This window comes from Gandjariella thermophila (assembly GCF_005405885.1).
GTDB lineage: Bacteria > Actinomycetota > Actinomycetes > Mycobacteriales > Pseudonocardiaceae > Gandjariella > Gandjariella thermophila.
Map to the genome: position 1 here is coordinate 90,332 of NZ_BJFL01000015.1, position 24,475 is coordinate 114,806.

19 protein-coding genes and 1 riboswitch are annotated in these 24,475 nt (G+C 72.7%); of the genes, 10 read left to right on the forward strand and 9 right to left on the reverse strand.

What is annotated here, in order from left to right:
• Positions 1 to 225: 225 nt before the first annotated feature.
• The 4 genes from FFT21_RS15875 to FFT21_RS15890 all read left to right on the forward strand — a co-directional run bounded on the left by FFT21_RS15875 (position 226) and on the right by FFT21_RS15890 (position 3,608).
• Complete coding sequence (locus FFT21_RS15875; RefSeq protein WP_192909568.1) at positions 226 to 1,305, forward strand: ATP-dependent DNA ligase; 1,080 nt, start codon at positions 226 to 228, stop codon at positions 1,303 to 1,305.
• On the forward strand, positions 1,302 to 2,306 hold the full coding sequence (gene ligD / locus FFT21_RS15880) for a non-homologous end-joining DNA ligase (RefSeq protein ID WP_137814644.1): 1,005 nt from the start codon (positions 1,302 to 1,304) through the stop codon (positions 2,304 to 2,306). Before FFT21_RS15875 ends, ligD begins: the two co-directional genes overlap by 4 nt.
• Positions 2,307 to 2,418: 112 nt before the next feature.
• Positions 2,419 to 2,805 carry a YbjQ family protein gene (locus FFT21_RS15885; protein WP_192909569.1) on the forward strand — a complete coding sequence of 129 codons (387 nt, stop codon included), beginning with the start codon at positions 2,419 to 2,421 and terminating at the stop codon, positions 2,803 to 2,805.
• Positions 2,806 to 2,819: 14 nt separating this feature from the next.
• Positions 2,820 to 3,608: an HpcH/HpaI aldolase family protein gene (locus FFT21_RS15890; RefSeq protein WP_137814645.1), complete on the forward strand. Its 789-nt coding sequence runs from the start codon at positions 2,820 to 2,822 to the stop codon at positions 3,606 to 3,608.
• A gap of 78 nt (positions 3,609 to 3,686) precedes the next feature.
• On the opposite strand, the gene FFT21_RS15895 is transcribed toward FFT21_RS15890, so the two are convergent.
• Both FFT21_RS15895 and FFT21_RS15900 read right to left on the reverse strand, forming a co-directional pair.
• Positions 3,687 to 5,504, reverse strand: coding sequence for a choline/carnitine O-acyltransferase (locus FFT21_RS15895; RefSeq protein WP_137814673.1), 1,818 nt, complete (start codon positions 5,502 to 5,504; stop codon positions 3,687 to 3,689).
• A 986-nt stretch (positions 5,505 to 6,490) separates the two neighbouring features.
• On the reverse strand, positions 6,491 to 7,360 hold the full coding sequence (locus tag FFT21_RS15900) for a HalD/BesD family halogenase (protein ID WP_137814646.1): 870 nt from the start codon (positions 7,358 to 7,360) through the stop codon (positions 6,491 to 6,493).
• A gap of 438 nt (positions 7,361 to 7,798) precedes the next feature.
• Here FFT21_RS15900 and FFT21_RS15905 point away from each other — a divergent pair, with 438 nt between their 5' ends.
• Both FFT21_RS15905 and FFT21_RS15910 read left to right on the forward strand, forming a co-directional pair.
• Positions 7,799 to 9,007 (forward strand): Gfo/Idh/MocA family protein, encoded by a 1,209-nt coding sequence (locus FFT21_RS15905; RefSeq protein WP_137814647.1) that lies wholly within the window; start codon positions 7,799 to 7,801, stop codon positions 9,005 to 9,007.
• 168 nt (positions 9,008 to 9,175) lie between these two features.
• Entirely contained in the window at positions 9,176 to 10,006 is an 831-nt protein-coding gene (locus FFT21_RS15910; protein WP_225978452.1) for an SAM-dependent methyltransferase, read from the forward strand.
• 120 nt (positions 10,007 to 10,126) lie between these two features.
• On the opposite strand, the gene FFT21_RS15915 is transcribed toward FFT21_RS15910, so the two are convergent.
• The 6 genes from FFT21_RS15915 to FFT21_RS15940 all read right to left on the reverse strand — a co-directional run bounded on the left by FFT21_RS15915 (position 10,127) and on the right by FFT21_RS15940 (position 17,218).
• Positions 10,127 to 11,059 carry a UbiA family prenyltransferase gene (locus FFT21_RS15915; RefSeq protein WP_137814648.1) on the reverse strand — a complete coding sequence of 311 codons (933 nt, stop codon included), beginning with the start codon at positions 11,057 to 11,059 and terminating at the stop codon, positions 10,127 to 10,129.
• A gap of 169 nt (positions 11,060 to 11,228) precedes the next feature.
• A complete protein-coding gene (locus FFT21_RS15920) occupies positions 11,229 to 12,434 on the reverse strand; it encodes a cytochrome P450 (RefSeq protein WP_137814649.1) in 1,206 nt (401 codons plus the stop codon).
• Complete coding sequence (locus FFT21_RS15925) at positions 12,431 to 14,068, reverse strand: prenyltransferase/squalene oxidase repeat-containing protein (protein WP_137814650.1); 1,638 nt, start codon at positions 14,066 to 14,068, stop codon at positions 12,431 to 12,433. Before FFT21_RS15925 ends, FFT21_RS15920 begins: the two co-directional genes overlap by 4 nt.
• Before the next feature lie 305 nt (positions 14,069 to 14,373).
• Positions 14,374 to 16,038: an NRAMP family divalent metal transporter gene (locus FFT21_RS15930; RefSeq protein WP_137814651.1), complete on the reverse strand. Its 1,665-nt coding sequence runs from the start codon at positions 16,036 to 16,038 to the stop codon at positions 14,374 to 14,376.
• A gap of 102 nt (positions 16,039 to 16,140) precedes the next feature.
• Entirely contained in the window at positions 16,141 to 16,365 is a 225-nt protein-coding gene (locus FFT21_RS15935) for a hypothetical protein (protein ID WP_137814652.1), read from the reverse strand.
• Positions 16,366 to 16,597: 232 nt separating this feature from the next.
• A riboswitch (M-box (ykoK) riboswitch) is annotated at positions 16,598 to 16,774 on the reverse strand.
• 81 nt (positions 16,775 to 16,855) lie between these two features.
• The gene (locus FFT21_RS15940; protein ID WP_137814653.1) at positions 16,856 to 17,218 is read right to left on the reverse strand and encodes an ArsR/SmtB family transcription factor; all 363 of its coding nucleotides are present in this window, start codon (positions 17,216 to 17,218) and stop codon (positions 16,856 to 16,858) included.
• Positions 17,219 to 17,348: 130 nt separating this feature from the next.
• Between FFT21_RS15940 and mgtA the strand changes: the two genes are divergently transcribed.
• The 3 genes from mgtA to FFT21_RS15955 all read left to right on the forward strand — a co-directional run bounded on the left by mgtA (position 17,349) and on the right by FFT21_RS15955 (position 22,716).
• On the forward strand, positions 17,349 to 20,135 hold the full coding sequence (gene mgtA / locus FFT21_RS15945) for a magnesium-translocating P-type ATPase (RefSeq protein WP_225978453.1): 2,787 nt from the start codon (positions 17,349 to 17,351) through the stop codon (positions 20,133 to 20,135).
• 97 nt (positions 20,136 to 20,232) lie between these two features.
• Positions 20,233 to 21,684, forward strand: a complete 1,452-nt coding sequence (locus FFT21_RS15950) for an FtsW/RodA/SpoVE family cell cycle protein (RefSeq protein WP_137814654.1) — start codon at positions 20,233 to 20,235, stop codon at positions 21,682 to 21,684.
• A 36-nt stretch (positions 21,685 to 21,720) separates the two neighbouring features.
• Positions 21,721 to 22,716, forward strand: a complete 996-nt coding sequence (locus FFT21_RS15955; protein WP_137814655.1) for a cytochrome c oxidase assembly protein — start codon at positions 21,721 to 21,723, stop codon at positions 22,714 to 22,716.
• A 53-nt stretch (positions 22,717 to 22,769) separates the two neighbouring features.
• Here FFT21_RS15955 and FFT21_RS15960 read toward each other — a convergent pair whose 3' ends face one another.
• Complete coding sequence (locus FFT21_RS15960) at positions 22,770 to 23,684, reverse strand: alkaline phosphatase family protein (protein ID WP_137814656.1); 915 nt, start codon at positions 23,682 to 23,684, stop codon at positions 22,770 to 22,772.
• 113 nt (positions 23,685 to 23,797) lie between these two features.
• On the opposite strand from FFT21_RS15960, the gene FFT21_RS15965 reads away from it, so the two are divergent.
• On the forward strand, positions 23,798 to 24,322 hold the full coding sequence (locus tag FFT21_RS15965) for a hypothetical protein (RefSeq protein WP_137814657.1): 525 nt from the start codon (positions 23,798 to 23,800) through the stop codon (positions 24,320 to 24,322).
• Positions 24,323 to 24,475: the final 153 nt, after the last annotated feature.

The following is a 24,475-nucleotide window of genomic DNA, read 5'->3' on the forward strand; positions in this document are numbered from 1 at the left end:
GTACGGTCGCTGTCGATGTTGACGCGAGCCTGAGGATAGCGATCATCCCGGACGCGCAAGGGGCGTTCGGCCCGAGATCACGCCCTACCGGTTTCGATGCCGGGGTGAGCGCGCCCGGTTCCGGCCGTCCTCGGAACTGACGCCGCTGGGTGTGTTGGCGGCCTCGGAGAGTAGTGGTGCGCTTCGACGCGTGCCCGCCGGTGCGCGCGGCCCTACGATCGGCCCGTGAGGCTGCCTGTGATGCCGCCGGTGCGGCCGATGCTGGCCAAGGCGGTGCGGGAGGTGCCCAGGGCGCCCGGGATGATGTACGAGCCGAAATGGGACGGCTTTCGCTGCATCGTGTTCCGGGACGGTGCCGAGGTGGAGCTGGGCTCCCGCAACGACCGGCCGCTCACCAGGTACTTCCCCGAGCTGGTCGAGCTGCTGCGGGAGACGCTGCCCTGCCGGTGCGTGGTGGACGGTGAGATCGTCGTGGTCACCGACGCCGGCCTGGACTTCGATACGCTGCAGAACCGGTTGCACCCGGCCGAGTCGCGGGTGCGCAAGCTCGCCGTGGAGACGCCGGCCAGCTTCGTCGCGTTCGACCTGCTCGCGCTGGACGACGCGAACCTGATGGGCGAGCCGTTCCGGGAGCGGCGCCGCCGGCTTGCCGGTGTGCTCGACGACAGCTTCGCCCGCGTGGTGCTCACCCCGGTCACCGAGGACCCGGAGGTCGCCGAGGACTGGTTCACCCGGTTCGAGGGCGCCGGATTCGACGGGGTGATCGCCAAGCCCGGCGACCTGCCCTACGAGCAGGACCGCAGGGTGATGTGGAAGGTGAAGCACGAGCGCACCGCCGACTGCGTGGTGGCCGGGTTCCGCTGGCACGCCGACGGCCACGGGGTGGGCTCGCTGCTGCTCGGCCTGTACGACGACGGCGGCACGCTGCACCACGTCGGGGTGGCCAGCAGCTTCACCGCCGCCCGGCGCAGGGAACTGGTCGGCGAGCTGGCGCCGCTGCGGGAGAACGCGCTGGCCGAGCACCCCTGGCGGGACTGGGCTGACGCCGAGGCGCACGAGCGGGGCCGCATGCCCGGCGGGGTCAGCCGCTGGACCGGCACGAAGGACCTGTCGTGGGAGCCGCTGCGGATCGAGCTGGTCGCCGAGGTGCGCTACGAGCACCTGATCTCCGGGCGGTTCCGGCACGGCGGCCGGCTGGTCCGGTTCCGGGCCGACCGCCGCCCGGAGTCGTGCACCTACGCGCAGCTCGAGGAGGTGCCGCCGGCCGAGCTGGCGGCGCTGTTCGGGGCGGGGCCGGCGGCATGAGCGAGGCCGTCACCATCGACGTCGACGGCGTCGAGCTCACCATCTCCCACCCGGACAAGGTGTTCTTCAGACAGCGCGGGGAGACCAAGCTCGACCTGGTCCGCTACTACCAGGTGGTGGCCGGGCCACTGCTGGACACGCTGCGCGGCCGCCCGCTGCTGCTCGAGCGCTATCCCAACGGCGCGGGCGGCAAGTCCTGGTTCCAGAAACGGGTGCCGAAGTCGGTGCCGCCGTGGCTGGTCACCACGGTGGTGTCCACCCCGAACGGCACCACCAGTGACGCGCTGGTCGCCGCGGACCTCGCGCACGTGCTGTGGGCGGTGAACCTCGGCTGCCTCGGCTTCCACGTGTGGCCGTTCCACGCGGACACGCCGGAGGTCACCGACGAGTTGCGGGTCGACCTCGACCCCTCGCCGGGCGTGACGTTCGACCAGGTCCGGGAGGCGGCGGCGGTCACCCGCGAGACGCTCGGCGAGCTGGGCATCGAAGCGCTGCCGAAGACCACCGGATCCCGCGGGCTGCACCTGTACGTGCGCCTGCAGCCGCGCTGGGACGGCTACCAGGTGCGCGCCGCCGCGGTGGCGCTCGCCCGCATGCTGGAACGCCGGCGGCCCGACCTGATCACCGCGCAGTGGTGGAAGGAGCAGCGGGGCGCCCGGGTGTTCGTGGACTTCAACCAGAACGCGCCGCACAAGACGGTGTTCGGCGCCTGGTGCGTGCGGCCGCGGGTGGGCGCCCAGGTGTCCACGCCGATCCACTGGGACGAGGTGGCCACGGTGCAGCCGGACACCCTCACCATCGCCACCGTGCCCGCCCGGCTCGCCGAGCGCGGCGACCCCTGGGCCGGCGCCGCCGAGCGTCCGCAGTCCATCGAGCCGCTGCTCGAGCAGTCCCGCCGGGACATGGAAAGCGGCCTGATGGACGCGCCGTGGCCCCCGGTCTATCCGAAGCAGCCCAACGAGCCGCCCCGGGTCGCCCCCAGCCGGGCCCGGCGTTCCTGAGCACGGTCCCCGCCCCGCCGGCCGCTTTCGGCGATCCCGGCCGGGTCCGCGTCCCGGTCGGATTCGCCGATCCAAACTCGCCGCGCGGCCACGCCCGATACGCTCCGAGCCCATGGGTGAGCCAATGCCGCAGCAGTTTCCGATCCTCCTGTCCACAATGAACGACGTGCCCGGATACCAGGTTGTCCGGGTGATGGGGGAGGTGTTCGGGCCGACGGTGCGCAGCCGCAACGCGTTCTCCAACATGGGTGCCGGTTTCAAGGCGATCGCCGGCGGTGAACTGAAGGGGCTCACCAAGCTGCTACAGGAGTCGCGGCAGGAGGCGTTGGCCCGCGGCGCGAACGCGGTGCTGGCGATGCGGTTCGACTGCAACGAACTCGGCGGCACGGCCAGCGAGATCGCCGCCTACGGCACCGCCGTGTGCGTGGTGCCCGCCACGCCGGCCGGCCAGCAGCCGCCCGGCATGGCCGCCCCGCAGCAGCAGACCTATGGATCCTGAGCCTCATCACCACGATGAGCGAGATCTCGACCGGGCCGGCGGGCTTCGCGGCGCGGCTGCGGGCCGGGCACCGCACCGTGGGCTACTGGGTGGTCTGCGACAACGCGCTGGCCACCGAGCGCATCGCCGGCGTCGGCTACGACTACGTGTGCCTGGACGCCCAGCACGGCCTGGTCGACCACCGGGCGTTGCTCGCCGCGATGACCGCGATCGACGCGCGTGGCACCGCCGCCGGCATGGTGCGGGTGCAGGCCAACCACCCGTTCTGGATCGGGCAGGCGCTCGACGCCGGGGCCCGCGGGGTGATCGTGCCGATGGTGGACACCGCGACGGACGCCGAGGCGGCGGTCGCCGCGTGCCGGTACCCGCCGGTCGGCCAGCGCAGCTACGGGCCGATGCGGGCGGGGCTGCGTGTCGGCCCGAAACCGGCCGAGTCGGACGCGGAGATCGCCTGCCTGGTGATGATCGAGACCGCGGAGGGGCTGCGCAACGTCGCGGAGATCGCCGCGGTGCCGGGCATTGACGGTGTCTACATCGGACCGTCGGATTTGCGGCTGGCGGTCGGCGGGAGCACGTCCACCGACCCGGCCGTTGACGCGGAGTTCGATGCGGCGGTCCGGACCGTGTTATCCGCGGCCAGGTCGGCGGGCATCGTGGCCGGGTACCACTGCCCGGACGGGGCCAGCGCGGCCCGCCGGCTCGCCGCCGGCTTCACCGTGGTCAGCGTCGCCAGCGACCTGGTGCACATCGAGCAGGCCGCGCGCGGCCACCTCGCCGACGCGCTGCGCCCGCCCGGTTCCTGAGCGCGTTCCGCGCGTGCCGAGGACGCGGGGTGCCGGGCGCCACCGGCCCGGTGGCGCCCGGCACCCCGCCCGTCCCGGCTAGGAGCCCGCCTGCTCGGTGGCGAGCAGCTCCTGCAACTCGTACACGGCCTCCCGGAGCTTCTCGGCGAACCGGTACATCTGCTCGGCCACCGGCCGGGGCGTGCTGAGGTAGATGTTGAACCGGTCCGGCAGCAGCACGTACGCCACGCCGATGCACTTGCTGCTGGTCATCCCGAAGCCGAAGTACTGGATGTTGACCGAGGGCGCGGAACTGGTGCTCAGGTAGTCGTCCCGCATGATCAGCCAGCCCGGCGTCTCGTACAGCGCCGGCGGTTCGGTCACGCCCAGTTCCGCGCCTTGGCGCCGCTGGATGAGCTGCAGCTCCCACAGGTGCTGCTCGGGCGCCTGGCCCGCCTGGCATTCCTTGGCGCGGGCCACGTGCTTCTCGGCGGCCGCCCGGAACGCCGCCCGGCGGGTGGCCGCGTCCGCGTCCGGATCCTCCATGGTCTCGACGAACCGCAGCACCTCGGGGGTGACCACGCGCATCGCCTCGGTGCGGCCGCGCCGGTACTGCCGGGTGGCGATGGACTCGTAGGTGGCGCCGATGAGTCCCTTGGCCCGCTGGTGCGCGAGCTGGTAGGCCATCTGCACGAAAGCGTCCGGCGACATCCGCAGCTCCTTGGCCCGGTTGGCGCCGAAGTCCGGGAAGGACAGCAGCGTCGTCGCGGTGTCCGCGCGGTACGCCTCGAACGCCGCCGCGGCGGCGCCCACGTCCGCGCGCAGGTCGCCGTCAAGGACGAACTCGACGGCCTCGACCGTCGGCAGGCCCTGGGACCGCGCGCCCGCCGGCGGCTCGTCCGCCGTGCCGAGCAGGGTGTCGACGAAGCTGAGGATGGTCGTGCCGTCCAGGCCGCAGTGCTCCACGTTGATCCCGGCCCGGCCGTCCGCGAACACGATCAGGGAAAGCGCCTTGTCGAACCAGCGGTTGCCGCTGTCGCCGTGCAGCAGGTGGTCGCACGCCTGCAGGGTGTCCTCGGGGGCGAGGTCCTCCAGGCAGAGGCAGAACAGCGCGGTCTCCACGGTGTCCAGCGCGGCGGCGTTGCCCGGGTCGCAGGCCAGCAGCGCCTGCCGGCTGGCCGCCCACTCGGCCCGCGCCTTGGTGGTGAGATGCCCGACCGAGGTGTCCTTCGCGGCGGGCGTCGCACCCGCCTTCATCACCGCGCGCAGCCCCGCCGCGATGTCGTCCACTGTGTACGGTTGGCCGTGCTCGCCGAGCACGTCCAACCGGAACATGTTGCCTCGGAAGAACACCACGATGTGCCGCGCCGGCGAGGGGCCCGGCCACTCGTCCGAGTACGGTGCGCGCACGGTGTCCTGCCCGGCACCCGGGATCCGGGTGGTGGAGAACAGGAACTTGTTCTGCTCCATGGACAGCGGCTGGCCCCGCTGGATGATCGGCGGGATACGCTCGTCGTCCAGCCGCAGCTTGTAGTCCACCGCGGCGGCGACCAGGCGCGCGGCCCGGTCCACCTGGCCCTGGTCGGAATCCCGGAACAGGAAGAAGAAGTTGGCGTTGAGCGCGATCCGGTCGCGGCGGCCCAGGTACCGGGAGCGCCAGAACGAGTCCAGCCAGCTGTGCACGCCCTCGGCCTGGTCGTACCGCTGCAGTGCCGCGTGCAACACGGGGCCCGGACCGTCGCGGAACTCGGCCACCGCGCGCTCGGTGGCGGCCAGCTCGTCGGCGGTCAGCAGCGGCGCGCACCACTCGACGAACCGCTGGCACGTTTCCGCCAGCGGCGGCAGTGGCACGCGCGGCAGCCGGTCCTCGTTGCCAAAGGTTCGGGTCGACCACTCTTGACTACGGTTCACTTCCATCCTCGATCTCGGTGGTTCCGCTGACCTGGACGACTGCCCGCGCGCGGCGAGGTCCACGACCGTGCGCTCGCTCGCGCCGAGCGGGCGGGACACGTACAACTGAGCGTAGAGCCAGCCGTCCGCCTCGAGACCACGTGGATCGACCCCGACGGAGGCGAGCGTGTCCAGCACCTGCGCCTGCTCCTCGGCGGAGGCGAACCGCCGCTGCCGGAACACGCCGGCCACGCGCGCCGTCCGGTAGCCGAACCCGGCCAGGCGCTCGGCGATCGGCTCGAACGGGAACATCCGCAGCACGAAGTGCGCCATCCACGGCCGGTGCTCGCCGCTCGCGGCGACCACCCTGGCCAGGGTCGTGCCGGTGACGTAGCCGAGGCAGCCGGTGGAGATGACCAGATCGGTCCCGGCGAGCTGGGCGCGCTGCCGTTCGGTGGGCTCGCCGCGCTCCAGGTCGGCGTGCACCGCGTCGTCGACGAACCCGGCGGCGAGCGCGTAGGACAGCGCGGCGCCGGAGGCGTCCAGGCCGACCAGCCGGCTGCGGTCCCAGCGGCTGCGGGAGCGGACGAACTCCCGGTCCCTGGCCAGCAGCCGGTCGCGGGTGGCGGCGCGGGCGTCCGCGGCGCCGTAGTGCTCGTACAGCTCGTCCATGGTCGCGTCGCATTTCAGCAGCGCGCCGTTGATGCCGTAGGAGCAGCCGATGTCCACCACCTTCGGCCCGGTGACCTGCCGCGATTCCCGGTACTCCTGGATGAGTTTCACGAAGTACGGTTTGGCGAGCTGGGGAATGCAGTAGTCGAGTTCGCGCAGGGTGTTGAAGTACGGGCGCGGATCGGGCTGGGTGTAGATGTGCTCGAGCGACACTTTTCCGGTGGCGTCAAAACGCACGGGTCGCGCTCCTCCTCGGCTGGCCGGCGTCCTGGTGGTGGGGTCGTCGAAGCGCGCGCCCGACCGCCTCGATCGGGAACGTGCGAAGGGCCGGGCATGCCGCTTCAGTCCAGCAGCTCGTCCACCCGCACGGCGCGTCCCTCGGCCGCCAGGTGTTCCGGGGTGATCCGGCCGAAAAGCTGTTTCGTGCGCGCCACGCTGCCGATGACTCCGGGACGTTCACTGTAGGCGAAGATCGCCGTGTGCCGCTCCGTGTCACCCTGCACCTCGGTCACTCGATGCAGTGAATAGCGGCCCTTGAACAGTTGCAGGTCGCCCGGTCGCAGGGCGAGGCGGCGGACCATCCGCCCACCGTCGCCGGTCAGCACGGCCCGCACGTCCTCGAAGTTCTCCGCCTCCGCCGACCTGATGTTCGGGCAGTACTCGAAGACGCCGCCGCGCTCCGGTGCCTGGGTGAGCAGGCTGACCGCGAACTCGTTGGTGTCGAAGTGCCACGGGTGCTCCATGCCGGGCGTCACCACGTTCAGTACCAGCCCGGCCAGCGGGTCGGTGAGTTCGTGCAGCGCCGGAAGCTCGAAGCAGGCGGCGAGGAAGTCCTGGAACGGTGCGCTGGCGTAGAGCCGGTGAATGACGAACTCGCCGGGAATGTGGTCACGGGCCACGAACGCGTTGCCGCGTCGCATGGCGATGCGACCGGGATGGTCCTCGGGCAGCGACGCGTCGGTGTCGATGTTGTAGACGTTGACCGTCTCGACGTCGTAATACGCCTTCGGGGCGATCGTCGCGCATTCCCGGCGGAGCGTTTCGTGCAGCGCGGGGCGAATGAAGTCCGGCAGCACGCTGCAGCCCAGAGTGCGTAGCTCGTGCCTGGTCCGGGAAACGACCTCCCGCCAGGCCGCGCCGCCCGGCTCGTCCAGCGGATAACGGGTTGTGTCGACGACCTGTTCAACCGCCTGAGCGTGCGTCGTGCTCATGAGGGTCCTCTCCGCGTGCCCGCCCCGGGGCGGAACGCTCCGGCCAACTCGGCGGTCCCTGAGTTCGACGCTCGCGCAGGCGTTCGACGTGCGCGGCGGGCCAGCAGCGTGATCCGCTCGCTGTCAGGACCCTCACCTCCCGCGAACGGACCAGCGACCGCGGTGTCCTGTCCTTGTCGCGATCATCGGACGGTTCGGAACAATCATTGTGTTCCATTCTTTAATGTGAACGACTTTGTGACACGCGACACGGAGTTGATCTGTGCTAGATCGATACCGAGGCGGAGCGGCCGTCCCGCCGAACCGGGGCACCGGTGTGCTCCACATGGCGGTACAGACGCCGGGCCGGAACGCCTCCCCGCGCGCCGACCCTCGCCGGGGGCGGCCGCGCTGCGGTAGGTTACGGAAAGCGCTTTCCAGACTAGGGAGGTCGCCGGAGTGGCAGCGAAGGACCGGGTGCGGGCCGCCGTGGTGGGCACCGGCGGCATCGCGCGCAGCCACCTCGCCGCGTTCCGGGCGCACGGCGACCAGGTCGACGTGGTGGCAGCGGTGGACGTGGATGCCGCCCGGCTGCGGGAGTTCTGCGCCGACGCCGGCACCGCGACGCCCTACGACGACCTCGAACACATGCTGCGGGAGCGGCGCCCGGACCTGGTGGCGATCTGCACGCCGCCGTCGCTGCACGCCGACCAGGTGGTGACGGTGCTGCGGCACGGTGCCTGGGCCTGGTGCGAGAAACCGCCATGCCTGTCGCTGGCCGAGTACGACCGGATCGTGGCGGCCGAGCGGGCGGGCGGTCCGTACGCGGCGATCGTTTTCCAGCATCGGTTCGGCTCGGCCGCCGAGCACCTGCGCACCCTGCTGCGTACCGGTGAGCTTGGCCGGCCGCTGGTCGCGCACTGCCAGACCACCTGGTACCGGGATGACGCCTACTACGCGGTGCCGTGGCGCGGGCGGTGGGAGACCGAGGGCGGCGGCCCGACAATGGGGCACGGCATCCACCAGATGGACCTGATGCTGCACCTGCTCGGCGACTGGGTCGAGGTCCGGGCGATGGTCGGCCGGCTGGTGCACGACGTGGCGACGGAGGACGTGTCCACCGCGCTGGTGCGCTTCGCGTCCGGGGCGATGGCCACCGTGGTGAACAGCGTGCTCTCCGCGGACCAGGTCAGCCGGATCCGCCTGGACTGCACCGACGCCACCGTCGAGCTCACCCACCTGTACGGTTACCGCAACGAGGACTGGGTCTACACGCCCGCCCCGCACGTCACCGACGAGCGCAGGGTGAGCCGGTGGCGCAGCCCGGCCGAGGACGTCGCCAGCTCACATGCCGCGCAGTTGCGCGGGTTACTGGCGGCGCTGCGGGAGGGCGCGCGGCCGGCGTGCAGCGGGCCGGACGGTCGGCGGGTGCTGGAGTTGGTCGCCGCGCTGTACAAGTCCGCGCTCACCGGGCTCCCGGTGCGCGCCGGGGAGATCGGCGCGGAAGACCCGTTCTACGCCGCCATGCACGGCGGGATGGCCGGCGCGCAACCTGGCGCCCGGCCGGGGACACCGGGCGAGCCGCTCGGAACCGGCGCGGCCGCCGCGGGGGGCCGGGTTCCGGCCGGAGGCAACGGCGCATCGATCGACGGCGCCCACGGGGAGTAGCAACCACTCCACCCGTCCGGGGTCGCGAATCCCTCCGTGGGATCAGGTATCGCCGAGTTGTGATCGGTACGATGCCTGATGGTCATCTTCCCGGGAGGCGCGGTGGGAGCGGATGACCGGCACCGCTGGGGTTAGCCACGACTGGTCACGACGGGCAGGGGGTCACCAGTGACAAGGACCGTCGGCGCGGGAACATCCGTGCCGGCTCCGGAGGCGGGCGATCCGGAGCTACCCAGTGTCGCCAGGATCCGTGACTGCTGGTTGGGCGGGGCCCACCACACCGCCGCTGACCGGGGTGCCGCCGAGCAGGTCGCCGTGTGCGCACCGCACCTGCCCTACCTGGTGCGCACCCAGCGCGCGTTCCTCCGCCGGGTCCTGGAGTACCTCACCGGGATCGGCGTGCGGCAGTTCCTCGACTTCGGTTCCGGCCTGCCCACCGCGGGCAACGTGCACGAGGTGGTACAGCGCGTCGACCCGACGTGCCGGGTCGTGTACGTGGACGTCGATCCGGCCGTGGCGGCGACCGGCCGGGACGTGCTCGCCGGCAACGGCAACGCCGGCTTCGTCGAGGCCGATCTGCGCGAACCCGAGTCCGTGATCGCCGCGCGGGAGACCCGCCGGCTGCTCGACCTGGACCGGCCTGTCGCGGCGCTGATGATCGACGTGCTGCACTTCCTCCCGGACCGTGATGATCCGCGGGCGGTGGTCGGCGCCTACCTGGGGGCGCTGTGCCCGGGCAGCTACCTCGCCGTCTCGCATCTCGCGCACGACCAGCGCCTGCTCGACGGCCTGCGAATCTACGGCAACCTGTACCACGGGCCGCTGCCGGAGCTGACCCTCCGTTCGCCGCTGCAGGTCGCCGCGTTCTTCGACGGCCTGGACATGGTGGAACCCGGTCTGGTGCCGATGCCGATGTGGCGGCCCGAGCCGGCCGACCTGGACGACAACCGCAACCCCGACAGGTTTCCCGGTTATGCGGGGCTGGCCCGCAAGCCGTGACAGCCCGTTGCGGGCAACCGGGTGGTGGCGACGGGCGGGGCCGCCGAGGATGGTCGGCCTGCGCCGGCGAGCACCGGAACGTGTTCCGGAACAGGCACGCCGGCCGCGACGGCCGGCCGATCACCCTCCGGCGAGCGGGAGCGCGACGAGCAGGAGATCCGCCGTGAGCAGCAGCGGCATGACGTGGGTGCGCAGGTGCCGCGCGCTGGGCGGTGCCTGCGCCCGGTACCGGTAGAGCAGCGCCAGGACGCCGGCCGAGGCAGCCGCGGTCGCGGCGGTCCCCACGGTCGCGACGGCGGCTCCGTAGCGCAGCGCGAGGCCGGCCCCGAGCAGCGCCAGCGCGCCACCGGTGAGCACGCCGGAGGCGTCGATGGTCGCGCGGCCGCCGAACCGCGCGGGCGGCGTCATCAGACCCGCTGCCGCGTCGGCGGCCCGGTCCGGCACCGACCACCACAGCGCCCGGCCGGCGACCAGCACGCCGAAGCCGGCGAAGACCAGCCACGCAGGCCCGCCGGGCAACGCGCGGACGGCCCCCGCCGACACCAGGCAGGGCAGGAACCCGACCGACAGACCGAGCGCGAGGGGGTTGGCCGGCGCGCGCCGTTTCAGCCGCACCGGCTCCACGTTGTAGAGCAGGTGCAGGGCGGCGACCAGCGCGGCGGCCGCCGCGACGAGCCAGTGACCGGTCAGCGCCACGACCATCCCGGCGAGCAGCAGCCCGACCGCCAGCTCCACCCCGGCGAGGACCGCCGCCCGGGCGGGGCCGATCCGCAGCGCCGCCCTCGCCACGGCGCTCTTGCCCGGATTGCGGGCATCGGTGCGCACGTCGACGGCGGTGTTCAGCATGTTCAGCGCCATGATCTGCACGAGATTGGCCAGCACGGCGAGCAGGACCGGCAGCCGGACCAGCTCCGCCGGTCTGGTGGCGACGTAACAGGCTCCCCACAGCGCGTAGCACAGGTAGCGCAGCGGGAACGGGTACTCGAGGCGATGCGCGAGCACGACGTCGCGCCACCGGGGGGAATGCGGCCGGGCACGGAGTGTGGTGCTCATCTGGCCTTTCCTTCCGCGAGTTCTCGCGCGGCCGCGATCACGTCGCCAGGGCGCGCGAGATACGCGCCGGTCACGTCCCGGGGCACGGCGCCCTGCCGCCGTGATCGCGGGGCCTGGCGGCCATGGCGCGCGATGTGGTCACGTTGGCTGCCGCGGCTCGACGCACGCATCAGGGAGCCACCCGCATGGTCACCGCGGGCGAGGGAGCCAGGACCGGGCCACGACGGTGCGGAACCACCACCTCCGGATTGACACACCGCAACCCGGCGCGGCGCAGCACCGCGGCGACGATCACGCGGATCTCCGTCATGGCCAGTTCCCGGCCGAGGCAGCGCCGGACGCCACCACCGAACGGCAGGTAGTGCCCGGCCGGGACGCGGGCGCCGAGAAACCGGGTCGGGTCGAACCGGCCCGGGTCGGCCAGGCCACCCGGGTGGCGGTGGGCGAGGTAGACGCAGGGGGTGAGCACGGTGCCGGCGGGCAGCGGCCTGCCGAGCAGTTCGCCGCCCGCGCGGAGGATCCGCTTGCCCGCGACCAGCGCCGGCGGCGTCAGCCGCAGCGACTCCTGGACGACCGCGTGCAGCAGCGGCACCCGCGCCGGGTCGGCTCCGTCGTCGGAGGTTCCGCGTAACTCGTCGAGCACGTCCCGACGCAGCCGCTGGTCGCGGTCCAGCCAGCACAGCGTCCACGCGGTGGCCGACGCGGTCGTCTCGTGCCCGGCGAAGAGCAGCGAGACGACCTGGTCCCGTAGCTCGGCGTCGTCCGGCGGGCCGAGCGTGGCGAGCCGGGCGGCCAGGCTGTCCGGTGCCTCCGTGACCGCGGCCCGGGCGCGGCGCAGCAGCGCCCGGTCGAGTGCGGTCCACGTTTCGGCGCGGTGCGCCCGCGGGTCACGGCATCGGCTCGGCGCGCCGAGCGCCCGGTCGATCCGGCGCGCGAACCGGGCCAGCAACGCGTCGTCGGCGGGACCGCCGTGGCCGAACACCAGCCGGCCGACGACCCGGAGCGTGACTGCCCCCGTCCACCGGGTCAGCCGGACCAGCGCGCCGGGAACGAGTGCGTCGACCGCCGCGCGCACGGTCTCCGCGACGACCGGGAGCCGGGTGGTCAGGCCGCGGCCGTGCAGCGCGGGGGCCAGCACACGCCGGTACCCGGCGTGCCGGGCACCGTCGGCCCACAGCAGCGAGCGCGGCCCGAGCAGCGGGCCCAGCGTCCGGCTGCCGCCGTGCCGCATCCACCGGTCCGCCAGGAAGATCGCGGCGACGGCGTCCGGATGCCACACCAGCAGCCGACCGGGGCGAAGCTCGAGCACGCCGCCCGGGTCGACCGCTCCACCGTCCAGAACGGACAGTGCGGCGCCGAGCGGGTCCGCGGTCACCGGGAACCCGCCGCGGCGAGGCGGTCCCGCGGTGCCTCCCCGCCGTGCAGCAGGCCGGCGACGCGTGGGTCGCCCAGCGCCAGCTGTAGTGCGGCCGCGCCCTCGGCCCGCACCACCCTGACCGGGGTGTAGAGGTCCTTGTCGTGCCACAGCGGCGGGTGCGCCTCGCCCCGGGGCCACCGCAGCAGGACGGCGCAGCCCCGGGCGGCGGCCCGTGCGACGGTGTCGTCCGGCACCCGCGCCCCGGCCAGAAGCAGCGTCTGCACCGCGTACGCGGTTTCCTCGAACGTGCCGGCCCACCGGCCCCAGGAGCCGTCCGGGTGCTGGCTGGCCAGCACCCAGCGCACGGCCGCGCGCGCCGCGGCGGCGCCCACCGTGCCGCCATGGCGGGCCAGCACCGTCGCGCACCGGGCGGTGGCGTAGTAGGGCGAGGCGTGCCACTTGTCCCACCACGATCCGTCCCGCTCCTGCCGCTCCACCAGCCACTCGACCACGGAGGAGATGGCCGGCCGGCACCGGGGCGCGGCGGCGGGGTGCCGCCGCGCGTCCTCGCCGATGGCCCGGAGGACGTGCGCGTTGGTGCTGGTGGACGGCGTTCGCTCGGCCGGGAAGCAGTGGAAGTGGCCGCCGGCGGCGCGGTAGGCCCACAGGGGGTCGACCGGCTGCCGCGTCCCGAAGTGGGCCAGCACGTACAGCGCGGCGGCCGTGTCGTCGGCGTCCGCGGGAAGGCCGGGCCCGGACGGGACGCCGAGTCCGCCGAACGCGGCCGACAGGTCGTCGAGCAGGACCGGCGGCACGGCGACCGGGATGCCCGCGGTCGCCGCCGCGGCGAGCACCCAGGCGCGCTCGAAGGTGGTGATCGGCGAGACGCCCGGCACCGGACCGCCGTGCCGGCCCTGCACATGCTCGAGGTAACGCAGCGACGGGTGGTCCGCCGCGACCGGGCGGCCGCCGAGCCATGCGGCGGTGGCTGCCGGCGAGCAGCCGAGCGCACCCCCGGTCGGGACGACCCCCGGCGCGCCGCGCGCCGCACCGCCGAGCGCCTCCAGCGAGTGGTGCAGGGTGGTGGGCAGCGTGCCGCCGGTGCGCACCGCCCTGCCCAGGCGGCACACCAGGTCAGCGTCCACATCGGAGGGAAGGTCGAGACGCGCGCCGCCCGACCAGGAGTCCAGGCCGGGCAACGGATCCGACGCCAGCCGGTCCAGATGCGCGTTCACCGCGGCGACCAGCGCGGGAACCAGAATCTCCGCCGCGACGGTGTCCGGAATGGACGGTCGGCCGGCGAGCCGGCGGACCAGCCACCGTAGCCCGCGGTCCACCGCGGTGATCAGCGTGCCGCGGTCGACGCCGGCATCCGGCGGCCGCCGCAGGCTGGTCAGCAGCGCCTCGGTGGCGCTGAGCGTCGGGACGAGGTCGTAGCCGTCCGGCCCGCCCCACCCGCCGTCACCGCGCTGGCCGGCCAGCAGGAAGCGCAGCCGGTCGGCATGCCCGCGCAACCACGGTGCCAGCGTGACCAGCCTGGCGGTCTCGTACACGGATGGGGACACCTCGCCGTGCGGGTCGGCGCACATGTCCGCCAGCAACGCGGCCACCGCGTTCGCGGTATCAGTCGAATGGTGATCGGTTAAGCCCATCGGACGCTTCTCCCTGGACGAAGGCCAGCACCGACGACGAGAACAGCAACACGATCGAGTCCATTTCGTAGTCGAACAGGCACGCAACGTAGCAGGATGCGGGAGAATGTAGGCAGTCTTGACGCCGCGTGGACTACCGAAAACGGGCCGAACGGGCGTATCGGTCGCGGATGCGCCGTTCGCACCGTGCTCCCGGCTGTTTGCGCAGGTCAACCGTTGTCGTACGGATTGGGCTGTTCGCGCGCCGCCGCCCACCGAGTGGTCCTGAGCTGCGGTAAGCGATGTGGAAGCGCGGGGAGGAATCGTCACGCGTGGCCGGCGGCGAGTTGGGCGACGCGGGCCACCACCATGCCCACGGCGAGTACAAGGTAGCCGCGCAGCACGGCCAGACCGAGCCGGCGGCCGGCGCTGAGCCTGGGGCGGGCCAGCAGCGCCAGCGGCGGCATGCGCCAGGTGGCGCGATCCTGCCGGTCGGGCGGGGCCGCCGGCGTGGCCGCCGCCCCCGGGCGTAGCCGCCGGTGGGCGGCGAGGGCGAGGCCGCCGAGCATGGCCAGCGCGGTGCCGGCGGCGAGGATGGTCAGGATCGCGGTGCTGCTGATGTCCGGGAACACCACGCTCGCGGTGAGCACCACGGACAGCGTCACCAGCAGCGCGATGACCGCCGAGGTGAACACGTTCATCGCTCGGCCGTTGACCCACGGACCGAGTACCTCCCGGTCGTTGCACAGCAGCAGGAGGAACACCGTCGCCGAGGGCAGTAGCACCCCGGCGAGGGTCTGAACTCCCTCGGTGAGCAGTCCCAGTGGGCTGCCCGGGGTGACCACGACGGCGGCCGCGGCGAGCAGCAGCCCGGCGAACACCGCGTAGAACCCCTTCGCCTGCTGGGGACCGCGGTGCAACGAGTGGCGCAGGCCCAACACGTCGCCGATCGCATACGCCGTGGCCAGCCCCACGGCAGCGGCGCCGATGATGCTGGCGTCGACCAGCGCCAGCGCGAACAGCACCCCGGCGGTGGTGTTCACGTAGCGGCCCAGACCGGCGGCGACGCCGGCGGCGTCGGTGAAGTTGCCGGCCTCCGGGTGCCCGGCGAACGCGGCGGCGCAGAACGCCATCATCGCGGCGGCGCCGAGCACCACGATGACCAGGCCGATGCACAGGTCCACCCGCTCATAGCGGATGAACCGCGGGGTGATCCGCTTGTCGATGAGGTAGGACTGCTGGAAGAACAGCTGCCACGGCGCGACCGTGGTGCCGACGATCGCGATGACCAGCAACATCACCGTGGACAGCGCCGATCCGCCGGGCATCCCGGGCACGACCAGGTCGTGCGCGACCTGACCGAGCGGCGGGTGGGTCATCACCAGGATCGGCACCAGCAGCAGGCTGCCCGCCACCAGCGTCACGCAGACCTGCTCGAAGCGCCGGAAACTGCCCGTGCTCGCCGCGGCGATCACCACCAGCGAGGACAGCAGCACACCGGGAACCTTGGGCAGGCCAAGGTAGGCGAATCCCAGGCTGATCCCGATGAACTCGGTGACAATGGTCAGCGCGTTGAGCAGGAACAGGTCGATCACGCTGAACGCGCCCCAGAACCGGCCGAAGCGCTCCAGGATCAGCCGGGCGTGGCCGACGCCGGTGACCGCGCCCAGTCGCACCACCATCTCCTGGTTGACGTACAGCACCGGAACCAGCAACAGCAGTGTCCACAGGAGACGCGTGCCGTAGTTCTGCCCGGCCTGGGTGTAGGTGCTGAAGGCGCCGGCGTCGTTGTCACCGACCATGACGATCAGGCCGGGGCCGACGATCGCCAGCAGAGTCTTCAGCCTGGCCAGCAGGCTACGCCGGGCGCCGAGGTCGCCGCGGCGGATGGTGCCGAACGCGCCGCGGATGTCGCCGACGTGCGCCTCGTCCAGCACCGCGCCCCGGTCCTGCGGTGGCTGCGCGTGCGTGTCCGTGACGTGGGTGGTCACCGAGTTCCCCTTCTGCGAGGGTGGGGCCGGCCGCGGTCGGCCGACCGCCCCACCGGGCGGGCGTGCGGAATGCCGAGAAAGGTGCGGATCGCCGGTGCGGTGTCAGCGGCGCGGCGGGTAACCGCCCAGCACAGCGGTCATGGTCATCGCCATGGGCGCGGGCTCGTCACCGGCGCGGATCAGATCCGCCGCACCGGGGCGGGCGCCGGGTGCGGCACGAGGGTGCCGGGCCGGCCGCAGTGTGGCCCACAGCGACCGCCATCCGGTGCGACGGGCCGCGTCGTGCCCGAGGACATGCGTGAGGACATGCGTGAGGACGTGCGTCATCGCGGGTCATCCCTCGACGGAGCGGGCGCCCGGCGAACGGCACCGAAGGCGTGGCGGGGCGAACCGCTCAGGCGGTGCCTGCGGGCGCGAGGCGGGCGGAGGTGTCCGAACGGTGACTGTGATAGTCGTCGGTACTCATCGCTCACCTCCCCGCGGCCGGGCACGCACGGTGCGCCACCATCACCTGCACGCAGCAGGAGGCGCCCACCGATGGTCAACGTCGCCGGCGGGCGAGACACCTCCTCGTCAGAGCTTTGGCACTGCGCGGCGTACCCCCGCCACGGGCGGCGGGGAAGCCACCTCGGGTCACCCCTTAGGCCGGGGAGACCTGTCCTGACCCGGGGCGTCTCTCGACGTTGGGGGTCAGTGGCCTGTGTCCGCGCAGACGCCTCACCGAACGAGGTGCTGCGATGTCACCAGTAGACGCCCGGCCGGCGCACACTGTCAAGCGATTACGCAACTAATAGAACTTAAGTCACAGCCGCCGCGCTCACGCGCCCCGCGACCTCCGGGTCGCGCGGCCGTCGGGCCGTTCCCGGTGGTGGCCCACCGCCAGCCGGACGAGTTCGACCACCTGCGGGTTCTCCACCAGGTACACCTGCCGGCGGCCCTCCCGGCGAGCACGCACCAGGCCGGCCAGCTTGAGCTTGGCCAGGTGCTGACTGACCGTGGCCACGCTCTGGCCAACCTCCGCAGCCAGGGTGCCGACATCCCGTTCCCCCGTCGCGAGCAGCCACACGATCTGCAGCCGGGCGGTGGCCGACAGCATGCCGAAGGTCCCGGCCACCTGCTGCAGGAGATCCGGCGCCAGCGGCTCGGGAGATTCCGGGGGGTCAACGGGGGACACGATCATCCCTTCGCACGATACCGGCCATCCTGACTGCTTCCGGAAGTTTGCGCAAGTATTTGACTATGTTGCCTGACCTGCGGTGTACTCGGGTGGCCGACCGCCGCGTTCGGGCGTGAGCCAGCGTAGGGGGCCGGTGAGCCGGGCACGTGGCGAGGGACACCGCGTCGCGCCCCGGTACGGCACCGTGCCGGCCCGCCCCGACGGCGGTGCTCGCCGTTGCCGCTCCTCGGCCACCGCCGACGCCTCGATGGACCCGGGACTGCACATGCTGCGAGACGCTGCCGCCGCGCGCACCGGTGCGGCCACCGGCGGGCGCGCGCCCGAGGCGGACCTGCGGGAGTTGGCCGGCGCCACGCCGTTCACCGTGTTCCAGCGGTTGTCCAGCTCGCCGAGGGGGCTGACCGAGGCCGAGGCCACCAGCCGGCTGCACCGGTACGGGGAGAACCGGCCGGAGCGCACCGCCGAGCCGGGCTGGTGGGCGGGGGTCGGCGCCGCGGTGCGCAGCCCGTTCGTGGCGCTGCTGACCTGCCTCGGCGTGGTCTTCGCCGCGCTCGGGGATCCGCGCGGCTCGCTGACCATCGGCGCGATGGTGCTGCTCAGCATCGCGGTGCGGGTGGCCCACCAGGCGCGCTCCGACCGTGCCGTGCGGGCGCTGCGCGCGCGGGTGCGCACCACGGCCACGGTGCGCCGCCGGGCCGACGAGGACAGCGAGCCCATCGAGCGGGAGGTACCCACCGAGGACCTGGTTCCCGGCGACGTGCTGCACCTCGCGCCCGGTGACCTGGTGCCCGCCGACGTGCGCGTGCTGACCGCGTGGGACCTGCAGGTCGACCAGTCGGCGCTGTCCGGTGAGACGTTGCCGGTCCGCAAGCAACCGTCGCCGGTGAGCACCCCGCCGGGGCGAAGACCGGGCGTGGAGATCGTCGAGCTGCCCGCGGTGTGCTTCGCGGGGACCGCGGTGGTCGGCGGCAGCGCCACCGCGGTCGTCACCGCCACCGGATCGGGCACCTACTTCGGTGCGATGGCCCGCGAGGCCACCGCCCGCCGGCCCGAGTCCAGCTTCGACCGCGGGGTACGCGCGGTGGGCTGGACTCTCGTCCGGTTCATGATGGTGATGGTGCCGATCGTGCTGGCGGTCAACGGCACCGTCACCGGCGACTGGGCGCAGGCGCTGATGTTCGCCGTCGCCGTCGCGGTGGGCCTCACCCCGGAGATGCTGCCGGCCATCGTCACCACCAACCTGGCCCGCGGCGCGGTGGATCTCGCCCGGCAGCAGGTCATTGTCAAGCGGCTCAACGCCATCCAGGACCTCGGCGCGATGGACGTGCTGTGCGTGGACAAGACCGGCACGCTCACCGAGGACCGGATCGCCTTCGCGCACAGCATCGACCCGGCCGGCGTGCCGGACGACGAGGCCGCCGAGTACGCCTACCTGGCGAGCCACCTCCAGGACGTGCCCGGCAACCGGCTGGACGAAGCCCTCCTGGACTACCTCGGCGAGGAGCGGAGCATCGTCGCCGACGCGACGTTCGACAAGGTCGACGAGATCCCGTTCGACCACACCCGGCGGCGGGCCACCGTCGTGGTCCGCCGGCAGCCCGGCGAGCACATCCTGATCACCCAGGGCGACCCGGAGGAGGTGCTGCGCCGCTGCACGCACCTCCGCCGCGACGGCGAGATCACCGAACTCACCCGCGCGCTGCGCCAGCGCACCGGCGTGGTGATCACGGCCCACCAGCGCCACGGCATGCGGCTGCTCGCCGTGGCGGCGAGACCGGGACCGGCCCGACTCGGCGGTTATCACGAGGACGACGAGACCGACCTCGTGCTGGTCGGTTTCGTCGGGTTCGTCGATCCGGTCCGCGCCACCGCCGCCGCGGCGGTGCGCGACCTCGCCGCGCACGGCGTGGCCGTCAAGATCCTCACCGGGGACCATCCGAGCGTGGCCGCTCGGGTGTGCGAGCAGGTCGGCCTCGACGCCGGTGAGGTCGTCCTCGGCCGGGACGTCGACGCGGCCGACGACGCCGCGCTGCGTGCCCTGGTCCGCGAAGCCACCGTGTTCGCCAAGATCAACCCGGCGCACAAGGCCCGCATCGTGGCCGCACTGCGCGCGGAGGGCCACGCCGTCGGGTTCGTCGGCGACGGGGTCAACGACGCCCTGGCGCTGCGCACCGCGGACGTCGGCATCTCCGTGGACACCGCCACCGGCGTCGCCAAGCGCGCCGCCGACCTGATCCTGCTGGACCCGGACCTCGGCGTGCTCGCCCGCGCGGTCACCGGCGGCCGGCGCACGCTGGGCAACACGCTGAAGTACGTCACGATCACCGCCAGCGCCAACCTCGGCAACGCGATCAGTGTGCTCGCCGCCAGCGCCGTGCTGCCCTTCCTGCCCATGCTGCCGATCCAACTCATGGTGCAGAACCTGCTCTACGACGCCGCCCAACTCGCGTTGCCCTGGGACCACGTGGACCGGGAGTACCTGCGCCGCCCGCGCCGCTGGGACGCCCGTGGGCTGGCCCGGTTCATGCTGGTCTTCGGGCCGCTCAGTTCCGTCTTCGACCTGACCACCTTCGCCGTGCTGTGGTGGGCGCTGGGGGCGGACAGCCCGGAGCGCCAGGCGGTGTTCCAGGCGGGCTGGTTCCTCGAGGGGCTGCTGTCCCAACTGCTCGCCGTGCAGCTGCTGCGCACCCGGGACACGCCGCTGCCGCGTTCCCGGCCGGCCCGTCCGGTGGTGGCCGCCGCCCTGGCCGCTGCCACCGCAGGACTGCTGCTGCCGCTGTCGCCGCTGGCCGGTCCGCTGCGGATGGGCAGCCTGCCCGCCGGCTTCCTGCCCTGGCTGGCCGGCATTCTGCTGGCCTACGCCCTGGCCGCGGCGGTGGTGAAGCGGCGTTACCTGCGCTGGCGGCCGGATTGGCCGTGAGCCGCGACAACCCCGGGCGGGCCGGCCGCGGCACCGCCCCGCCGAACAGGACTCACCCACGTCCGTCCCCTGTGGACGGCCGGAAGGAGGATGGCCGATGAGCGAGGTGGTCTCCGACCCGGTGGTCGCGGCGACCGGCAGCGGGCCGAGGGTGCGGCCGCCCACCCGGCGGGGCACCGAACTCGGCATGCTCGCCTTCGCCGCCGGCCTGGTCACCCTTGCCCTGGTGCTGGTGGACGGCAACCAGCAGCAGTCGCTGTCGATCCAGGTCGTCTTCTACGGGCTGGCCTATCTGATGCTGTTCGGCGCGGCCCATCTCGCGGTGCGCCGCTGGGCGCCGTTCGCGGATCCGCTGATCCTGCCGTGCGTGGCGCTGCTCAACGGCCTCGGCCTGGTGGTGATCCACCGGCTCGACCTGGCCTTCGCCGCCCGTGCCGCCCGCAACGCCGTCACCTACTCCGCGCTGACCCCCCGGCAGCTCGTGTACACCACCGTCGGGCTCGCGCTGTTCGCGCTGGTCCTGGCGCTGGTCAAGGATCACCGCGCGGTGGCGAGATACGGCTACACCTGCGGGATGGTCGGCCTGGTGCTGCTGGTGCTGCCCGGCGTGCTGCCGTCGAGCATCTCCGAGGTGGCCGGGGCCAAGCTGTGGATCAAGCTCGGCCCGCTGGGCACCATCCAGCCCGGCGAGTTCGCCAAGATCCTGCTGATCCTCTTCGTCGCCGCCTTCCTGGTGTCCAAACGGGACCTGTTCACCACCGCGGGCCGCACGGTGCTCGGCCTGGAACTGCCGAGGGCGCGGGACCTGGGACCGCTGCTGGTCGCCTGGGGGATCGCGGTCGGCGTCCTGGCCCTGGAGAAGGAGCTGGGCATGTCCCTGCTGTTCTTCGGGACCCTGCTCGCCATGGTGTACGTGGCCACCGAACGCTCGGCGTGGGTCGTGATCGGTCTCGCGCTTTTCCTCGCCGGCGCGTACGTGGCCTACCACCTGTTCAGCCACGTCCAGGTGCGCGTGCAGAACTGGGTCGACCCGTTCGCCCACTACGACAGCACCGGGTACCAGATGGCCCAGTCGCTGTTCAGCCTTGGCAGCGGCGGCGTGGCCGGCAGCGGCCTGGGCGCCGGGCGGCCCGACCTGATCCCCGCGGTGCAGAACGACTTCATCGTCGCGGCGATCGGCGAGGAACTCGGCCTGGTCGGGGTGGCCATGCTGCTCATGCTCTACCTGCTCGTCGCGCTGCGCGGGCTACGCAGCGCGCTCGCCGTGCGCGACTCGTTCGGCAAGATGCTCGGCGGCGGCCTGTCCTTCCTGATCGCCCTGCAGGTCTTCATCGTGGTCGGCGGCGTCACCAAGCTCATCCCGCAGACCGGGCTGACCGCCCCGTTCCTGTCCTCCGGCGGATCGTCGCTGCTGGCCAACTACATCCTCGTGGCGTTGCTGCTGCGCATCTCCGACACCGCCCGGCGGCCGCAGGAACCGCCGAAGGCCAAGGTGCCGCAGGCGCCCCTGGACCAGGCGAGCACCGTGCTCGTGCAGCGACCCTCCTGACCGGAACGCGTTCCCTCCAGCGAAGGCGGTGCCCCGATGACACCCATCGTGCTGCTGGCCGGGCGGAGCGGCCCACCACCGCTGACGGCGGGCACGCTTGTCACCTCATGGACGCCGGACCCGGTGATACTGGTCGTGGTGCTGCTGGCCGGCGGCGGGTACGCGTGGGGTGTGCGGCGGCTGCGCCGGCGCGGCCGGCGCTGGTCCCGGGCCAGGGTGGCGTTCTTCCAGGGCTTCGGGCTCGGCAGCCTGGTGCTCGCCACCATGTCGTTTCTCGGCGCCTACCAGGACGTGCTGTTCTCGCTGCGGGCCGTGCAGGTGATCGTGCTGCTCATGGTCACGCCGCTGGCGCTGGCCCTGGGCGCGCCGGTCACGCTCGTCCTGGAACTGCTGCCGGAGCGGGCCCGCCGCCGGGCCGAGACGATGCTGCGTGGGCATGCCGCACGGGTGCTCACCTTCCCCGCGGTGCCCTCGGTGCTGCTCATCGCGACGCCGTGGCTGTTGTACTTCACCGCCTGGTACCCGGCGGTGCTGCGCAGTGCCGCGCTGGACGAACTGCTCAAGGTGGTGCTGCTCACGGTCGGCTTCCTGTACTTCTACAGCCGGCTCCAGCTCGATCCGGTGCCCCGGCAGTACCCGCACCTGCTGTCCCTGTGGATCACGCTGGTCGAGGTGGTCTTCGACGCCGCGCTCGGGTTGACGCTGTGGCTGGGCGGTCACCTGGTGGCCGCCGACTACTACCAGGCGCTCGGCCGGATCTGGGGGCCGAACCTGCGCACCGACCAGATCCTGGGCGCGGGCGCGTTGTGGCTGATCGGCGATCTGGCCGGGCTACCGTTCGTCGGCGCGCTGACACACCAGATGGTCCGCCAGGACGAGCGGCAGGCCGCCGAGATCGACAGCCAGCTCGACGAGGAGGCCGCCGCCGCGCGGCGGTCGTCGCCGCAGGGCGAGCCGGACCAGGGGCCGGAGATGATGCGGCCGTGGTGGGAGAACGACCCGGTGCTGGCGGAGCGCTTCCGGCGCCGGTGAACGGCTGGCCTCCGGTGTGGCCGGCGACCGCGCGAAGAGGTCCACTGTGGACGTCAGGGACGGGTGGTCCAGATGCCGGTGATCGGCGGTGTGGCGGCCGCGGCACCCAGCGGGGGCAGGCCGTACATGTCCTCCAGGGTGCGCAGGAGGGTGTCGTGGTTGATCCGCCGCGCGGTGTCTCCCGGCCGGACCATGGGGCCGACCAGGATGGTGGGGATGTGGTTGTCCGCGGTGCCGTTGTCCTCGTCGAAGGTGACGATCAGCAGGCTGTTGTGGTGGGCAGCCCAGTCGACGTAGCCGGGCAGGGTGCGACCGGCCCAGGCGTCCCCGGCGGAGACCGGGCAGTCGTGCATGTCGTCGCACATGTTCGGGATGAGGAACGACACCGTCGGCAGCGTGGCGAGGTCGGCGGGGAAGTCGCCGGCGGCGCGGTTGGCGGCGGCGGGCACGGAGGCGAAGTCCGCCCACGGGTTGTGCTTGCGGGCGTACCGGCCGTCCGGCGAGGCGCAGCCGGTGAACCCGTCGGCGGGCAGGTCCTCCGAGTAGCCGGCGAAGCTCAGCCCGGCGTCGAGCAACTGGCGGGCCAGGTTCGGCGCGTCACCGAGGTTGCGCGGGCAGGAGTCGTCGGTGACGCCGCGCGTCGACCCGGACAGCAGCCTGACGTAGTTCGGCTGGCTGGGGTGGGTCTCCCCATGGGCGTCGGTGAAGTTGGCCCCCGCACGGGCGAGTGAGGTCAGGTAGGGCGCCTCGGGCGCGCCGATGACCTGCGCGTAGCTCTTGTTCTCGAAGATCACCACCAGCACGTGGTCGGGCCGGGGCAGCGCGGCGGGTACGCCCGGCACGGACGTCGGCGGCGACTCCGGGGCGGGCGCGGTCGACTGCCGGACGCACCCCGCCAGCGCCAGCACCACCACCGCGGCCGCCGCGAGGCACCTGGCCGCTCCGCGGCGCTGAGCCCGACCACCCATGCCCGGAAACCTAACGGCTTCTGGTCGCACGGATCGAACGCGGCCGGAAACCTGCGTCAGGCGATCAGCCGGTGCGCCACGCCGAGCAGGTCCCGCCAGTCGCGGTGGAGTTCATGGCCAAGTTGGTGAAGGTCGACCCGACCCAGTTCGCGAAGTCGGGCCGGTTGGGGGCGGCGTTGCGGCGGCGGTGCCGCAGCGAGGGGGCCGAGCCGTCGGCCGAGGGGCAGGTCGATCGGGTGATCGGCTCGGCGCTGCGCCGGCACGAGACAGCGTTCGCCCAGCAGATCGTGGGCCGGCTTGGCTCCGAGGTGTGTGCGGCGTTGCGGGCTCTGCTGGAGTCCGAGGGTGTGCTGGCCGAGGTGAAGGCCGATCCGGGACCACTGGGACTGGACACGTTGATGAGCGAGATCGCGAAGCTGACCACGTTGCCGGCGTTGAAGCTGCCCCAGGACGTGTTCGCCGACATCTCCGCGCGTCTGGTGGCGGCGTGGCGGTCGCGGGCGGCGCGGATGTTCCCCTCGGATTTCACCGCCTGCGATGAGCCGGTGCGCTACACGCTGCTGGCGGCGTTGTGCTGGGTACGCCAGGCCGAGATCACCGACGAGCTGTGGACCTCGACCTCGCCGCGTAAGCCCTGACGGTTCGCGGAATACCCAACTATTTGGCCTCTGATGGCATGAAGGGGCGGGGCCTCCGTCCCTCGTGGTCCCGAGCGGACACTCGGGTTCTCACGTCAACGCACGACGAAGGAGGCCCCTTGTGTCCGAGTATGACGCGACGCAGGTCGTGGG

Coding starts and splice junctions, on each gene's coding strand:
- ligD (WP_137814644.1), top strand. CDS start 1,302: ATGAGCGAGGCCGTCACCATCGACGTCGACGGCGTCGAGCTCACCATC.
- FFT21_RS15885 (WP_192909569.1), top strand. CDS start 2,419: ATGGGTGAGCCAATGCCGCAGCAGTTTCCGATCCTCCTGTCCACAATG.
- FFT21_RS15890 (WP_137814645.1), top strand. CDS start 2,820: ATGAGCGAGATCTCGACCGGGCCGGCGGGCTTCGCGGCGCGGCTGCGG.
- FFT21_RS15895 (WP_137814673.1), bottom strand. CDS start 5,504: ATGGAAGTGAACCGTAGTCAAGAGTGGTCGACCCGAACCTTTGGCAAC.
- FFT21_RS15900 (WP_137814646.1), bottom strand. CDS start 7,360: ATGAGCACGACGCACGCTCAGGCGGTTGAACAGGTCGTCGACACAACC.
- FFT21_RS15915 (WP_137814648.1), bottom strand. CDS start 11,059: ATGAGCACCACACTCCGTGCCCGGCCGCATTCCCCCCGGTGGCGCGAC.
- FFT21_RS15925 (WP_137814650.1), bottom strand. CDS start 14,068: ATGGGCTTAACCGATCACCATTCGACTGATACCGCGAACGCGGTGGCC.
- FFT21_RS15935 (WP_137814652.1), bottom strand. CDS start 16,365: ATGACGCACGTCCTCACGCATGTCCTCACGCATGTCCTCGGGCACGAC.
- FFT21_RS15940 (WP_137814653.1), bottom strand. CDS start 17,218: ATGATCGTGTCCCCCGTTGACCCCCCGGAATCTCCCGAGCCGCTGGCG.
- FFT21_RS15950 (WP_137814654.1), top strand. CDS start 20,233: ATGAGCGAGGTGGTCTCCGACCCGGTGGTCGCGGCGACCGGCAGCGGG.
- FFT21_RS15955 (WP_137814655.1), top strand. CDS start 21,721: ATGACACCCATCGTGCTGCTGGCCGGGCGGAGCGGCCCACCACCGCTG.
- FFT21_RS15960 (WP_137814656.1), bottom strand. CDS start 23,684: ATGGGTGGTCGGGCTCAGCGCCGCGGAGCGGCCAGGTGCCTCGCGGCG.
- FFT21_RS15965 (WP_137814657.1), top strand. CDS start 23,798: ATGGCCAAGTTGGTGAAGGTCGACCCGACCCAGTTCGCGAAGTCGGGC.